At 68.7% G+C, this 4732-nt stretch carries 5 protein-coding genes and 1 pseudogene; all 6 read left to right on the top strand.

Features of this window, described 5'->3' with window-relative positions; translation table 11 throughout:
• Positions 1 to 270, top strand: a pseudogene (locus ACZ60T_RS34015) (hypothetical protein); the annotation flags it as partial.
• A 185-nt stretch (positions 271 to 455) separates the two neighbouring features.
• Positions 456 to 1634 carry an MFS transporter gene (locus tag ACZ60T_RS34010; protein WP_469669490.1) on the top strand — a complete coding sequence of 393 codons (1179 nt, stop codon included), beginning with the start codon at positions 456 to 458 and terminating at the stop codon, positions 1632 to 1634.
• A 193-nt stretch (positions 1635 to 1827) separates the two neighbouring features.
• Positions 1828 to 2436, top strand: a complete 609-nt coding sequence (locus tag ACZ60T_RS34005) for an NAD(P)H-dependent oxidoreductase (protein WP_469669489.1) — start codon at positions 1828 to 1830, stop codon at positions 2434 to 2436.
• A gap of 36 nt (positions 2437 to 2472) precedes the next feature.
• Entirely contained in the window at positions 2473 to 2856 is a 384-nt protein-coding gene (locus ACZ60T_RS34000; protein ID WP_469669488.1) for a YybH family protein, read from the top strand.
• Between the two features lie 231 nt (positions 2857 to 3087).
• Positions 3088 to 3735 carry an NAD(P)H-dependent oxidoreductase gene (locus ACZ60T_RS33995; RefSeq protein WP_252429108.1) on the top strand — a complete coding sequence of 216 codons (648 nt, stop codon included), beginning with the start codon at positions 3088 to 3090 and terminating at the stop codon, positions 3733 to 3735.
• Positions 3736 to 3935: 200 nt separating this feature from the next.
• On the top strand, positions 3936 to 4732 hold a 797-nt coding region (locus tag ACZ60T_RS33990), incomplete at its 3' end, for an AMP-binding protein (RefSeq protein ID WP_469669487.1).

Raw genomic sequence — 4732 nt, 5'->3', positions numbered from 1 at the left:
GGCGCCGTCGGCCTCGCCGTCCTCGTCGCCGTCGCCAACTCCCACCTCCACGGCCTCACCGGCCACGCCCTACGCACCGCCACCAACGACGGCCTGCGCACCGCAGTCTTCATCGCCGCCACCGGCATCGCCCTCACCGCCCTCATCGCCCTCAACCTCCAAAAGCCCAACACCAACACCAACACCAACACAACCGACAGCGACACCGACAGCGGCACCGGCGCCGACACCACCCACACCACCGACCAACCCCAAACCATCAACGCCTAACCCCACCCCCCAACTCCGGCACACCACCATGCGCCGGACACCAAACCCCCGTACTCGAATCCCCCGCGAGTACGGGGGCCCAACACATCTCACGCCACCCCACCCAAACCCCTTGTCTCGCAATGACTTGACGCATAGTCAGGGCGCGGATTGCCGGGATTCGGGCCTCCTCTCAGGATCGTTGTATGTCGAAATTATCGGTGGCCGGGGCACCCCCGGCGGCGCTCGGGACGGCGCCCTTCGCGAGGACCGTCGCGACCGTGTCCGTCATGGGCGTGCTCGTGGTCGGCCAGATGTACGTCACCATCCCCTTGATGTCCGAACTCGGCGACGCCTGGGGCGTGTCGGCCGGGGCGGCGGCTGCGTCGACCACCGCGTTCGCCTTCGCTCACGCGGTGGGCTCGCTCGTCAGCGGCCCGCTGTCGACCAGGTTCGGGCGGCGCACGGTGATGGTCGCCAACGTCCTCGCCATGGCCGTTGTCACCGCCTTGATGCCGCTGGCGACTTCGCTCGCCACCGGGGTGACTCTGCGCGCCCTCCAGGGGCTGTTCGCGGGCTCCTTCATCCCCATGTCGTACGCCTATCTGCACGCGCGCATCGCCCCGCACCGTGTCTCCCTCGCGCTGACCGTGGTGTCCGCGTGCATGGGTGCCACCGTGGTGATCGGCCAGGTCGAGGCGCAGCTCGTGGCGTCATCGCTCGACTGGGTGTGGGTGTTCTGGGGGACGGTGCCACTGCTGCTCGTCGGGGCCGCCGTCTCCTGGCGGGTCCTGCTGGCGGAGGGGCGGCAGCCTGCCGCGGTGAGCGGTGGAGCCGGTCTGCGGGCCGCGCTCGGTGCCCGGATGTTCCCGCTGTACCTGGTCATCCTGATCGGTGCCGGAAGCCTGACCGCCGTCTACACCGGGGTGCAACTGTTCGGCCCCGCCGACGTGTCGGGCGGCGGGACCTTGCTGGCGCTGCGCGCGAGCGCCCTCCCCGCGCTGCTCGGCGCCATCCTGCTCGCCCCCGCCCTTGCTCGTATCCCCGCGCCGCGCCGCGCGGCCGGTGCCCTCGTGGTGACCGCCGCGGCGATGCTGGCCGCCGCCCTGTCCGGTGACAGCGCGGTCGCCCTGGGAGCCGCCCTGTTCGCCTTCATGGCGGGCTTCGCCACGCTGGGTCCCGCGCTCATCCAGTCCGTCGGCGCGCGGGCCGGGGGCGCGCAGACCACGGCGATCGCCCTGTACGGCTTCACGCTCAACGTGGGCGCTGGGGCGGGCGCCCAACTCGCCGCGTTCTTCGGAGGGTTCAGCACCTTGGCGCTGTTCCTCGCGCTCGTGCTGGCCGTCGCCGTCGGTGGCGTTCTGCGTGGTGTCCGCCGGACCTGACGCACTCGCGGGCGCCGCGTTGCCGCGCCCGCGCCGCGCGAACCAGGATGCGGTCATCGCCGTACTCCCCTCGCAGTTCTCGTACTTGCCGCAATTGCCGTACTCGCTTGCGCCGCACCGTAGTCGCATGCACGCGACCCGCGTTCTTTCGCACGTCGACCACAACAGCCGTACGTTCAGGGAGCACTCGACCATGACCAACGTCGCCGTCATCTACTACTCGTCCACCGGCTCCACCCACCAGCTCGCGCTGGCCGCCGCCAAGGCCGCCACCGAGGAGGGTGCCGAGGTGCGGCTGCGCCGGGTGCCCGAGATCGCCGCCACCGGACGTCCCGGCTCCGAGGAACACGCCGCGCACACCGCGGACATACCCGAGGTGACGCTGGACGACCTGGACTGGGCCGACGCCGTACTGCTCGGCACACCCGTCCACTTCGGGCTCGCCGCACCGCAGTTGATGCAGTTCATCAACACCACCTCGCCGCTGTCGATCCACGGCAAGCTGCTCAACAAGGCCGTCTCCGCCTTCGCTTCCGGTTCCGCCGAGCACGGCGGCCAGGTCACCGCGATCCTCGCGCTGCACAACGCGATCTGCCACTGGGGTTCGGTCATCGTGGCCACCGGCTCCGCCGACCCGGTGCTGTACGAGAAGAACAACGGCAACCCCTACGGCGCTTCCACCGTCGCCGGCAGCCGGGTCGGCTTCATCCACCCGGAGAACGTCGGCGCCATCGCCTACCAGACCCGTCGCACCATCGAGGTCGCCGCCGCTCTCAAGGCCGCCGCCCCGGCCGTCGCCTGACATCCGCCGACTCCTGTTCGGGAAGGAGTACCTACCATGGCCGTCAGTGACCCGGCCCGACTGCCCGCGACCTTCGTCGACGCCTTCAACGCCAAGGATCTCGCCGCCATCGACCGGCTCTTCGAGCCGGAGGCCGTACGGGTGTTGACGCCCGGCACGGTGGTGACCGGCGACGGACGCCGCCAGGCGACCAGCAGCTTCCTGGCCCTCGGCGTCCCCATCGAGATCACCGTGCGGCACACCTACGTCTACGACGACACGGCCCTGATCATCGGCGACTTCGTCATCGACGGCACCAAGCCGGACGGCGAGCGCGTACATATCGAGGGCACCGCCACCGACGTGGCCCGCCGCGGATCGGACGGGCTGTGGCGCTACATCATCGACAACCCGCCGGGAGTCGAGGTGGGCGGCGCGTGATCCCGACCGGATCTCGCCGCGGATCCGCCGGGATCCGGCCATAAGAGACGGCACTTGACGGATTCGTTCGATCAGGTGGCCGCATGTTCCGTCCCGACGACACGATGGGCACGCACCCATCACGCAGCACACCGCAGCACACCGCCAGGTCGGCGTTCAGCAGACCGGCGATCAGCACCGAGCAGCCGGAAACGGCACGAGCACCCAACCCAATGAGGGAGCAGTACGGCCATGACCAATGTCGCCATCGTTTACTACTCGGCCACCGGGAACATCCACAAGATGGCTGTCGCGGCAGCCGAGGCGGCGGAGAAGGCCGGGGCCGAGGTACGGCTGCGCCGGGTCGCCGAGATCACCGAGGACCCGCTCGCGCCCAACTACAAGGAATGGACCGAGGCGAACGTCGAGCACGTGGCCACCAGCCGGGACGTACAGGTGGCCACCATCGACGACCTCGACTGGGCCGACGCGGTCGTCTGGGGCACCCCCGGCCGCTACGGCCTGCTCGCCGGCCCGCTCAAGCATTTCATCGACCAGACCTTCGAACTGCACGCGCGCCGCGGCCTGATGAACAAGGCGATGTCCGCGTTCACGTCGACGGGCACCCCGCACGGCGGCCAGGAGTCCACGATCCTGTCGCTGAGCAACGTGTTCTACCACTGGGGCGCCGTCATCGTGCCGCCCGGCGTGACCGACGACATCCTGCTCACGCCGAGCAACGGCAACCCGTACGGCGTCAGCGCCACTTCGGGCCTCCAGGCCATCCCCGGCCACCTCGCCCAGAACGTGACCGACGACAACCTCGCCGCTGTCGGCTACCAGACCGTGCGCACCCTCCAGGTCGCCGAGGCGCTCAAGAAGGGCCTGAAGACAGGCTGAGACAGACCAGCAGGAAGACTCCGCCGGAAGCCGGGCCGCGCTCTTTGCGGCCCGGCTTCCGCCTTCTCTCCGCAATCACCCGTCAACTCCCCCTGATATGACGAATTCACCGACCCTTCCTTTCCCGCCACGATGCCATGTGCGAGGTTTTCAAAGGGAATTCACCTTTCGTGCGCGAGTTATCACGAGGATGTGGTCTGATGTACAAGATTCCCAGGAGTAAGAAGGTTCTGTATCTGGGGGTGGTTTCGGAGCGGGCTGCTGTGCGGTTCGGGAGTACTCCGATCATGCTCGATCATGATATGGGGGTGTTTCCCGAGGCGGGGCGGACGTTGACGGTTGCGGAGTTCGCCGGGTATGTGGCCGAGACCGCTGACCGGTTGTGGGCGGCGGGGGTGCGGCCGGCGGATCATGTCGCGGTGCACAAGGTGTCGAATTTCGATATCACAGTGTTGGCGTGCGGGGCGGCGCGGATCGGTGCGGTCCCGGTGATGCTGTCACCGCATCTGGACGGGGACAGTATCGGGAAGCTCCTTGAGCGGCTGCAGCGGCCGACGCTGCTGACCGATGAGGAGAAGCTGTCGGGTTCGCTGGCCTCTGTGGCGCTGGAGGAGCTGACCGAGCGGGTTGTCACCGTCACCGGGTCACACCCCAAGGCGGTGTCGTTCGCTTCCCTGGCCGGGGCACCGCGGCGCCGCCCGGTACTCCTGGACGCCGACGAACCCGCCCTGATGACCCACACCTCGGGGACGACGGGGATCCCGAAGCTGGTCGTGCACTCGGCGCGTTCGCTGGGCGCGCGGGGGAACTGGCAGGACAAGGTGGTCTCCTTCATCCGTAAACGCGAGACCGTCGCCATGCACGTCTCCTATGTGCATTCACGCATGTATCTGGGGCTTGCCGTGCTGCAGATGCGGGGCATGCCGATGGTGTTCATGAACAACGGGGATCCCGCGCATGTCGCCGACATCCTCGTCCGTCACCGCCCCGGCGTCCT

Source organism: Streptomyces sp. NPDC104371 (genome assembly GCF_055583785.1).
Note: the sequence above shows the minus strand (reverse complement) of the source record. Positions and strands in the feature narration are given on the sequence as shown.

Bases quoted from the DNA above. Each gene is read 5' to 3' on its own strand.
- ACZ60T_RS33995 (WP_252429108.1), top strand. From the start codon at position 3,088: ATGACCAATGTCGCCATCGTTTACTACTCGGCCACCGGGAACATCCAC.
- ACZ60T_RS34000 (WP_469669488.1), top strand. From the start codon at position 2,473: ATGGCCGTCAGTGACCCGGCCCGACTGCCCGCGACCTTCGTCGACGCC.
- ACZ60T_RS34005 (WP_469669489.1), top strand. From the start codon at position 1,828: ATGACCAACGTCGCCGTCATCTACTACTCGTCCACCGGCTCCACCCAC.
- ACZ60T_RS34010 (WP_469669490.1), top strand. From the start codon at position 456: ATGTCGAAATTATCGGTGGCCGGGGCACCCCCGGCGGCGCTCGGGACG.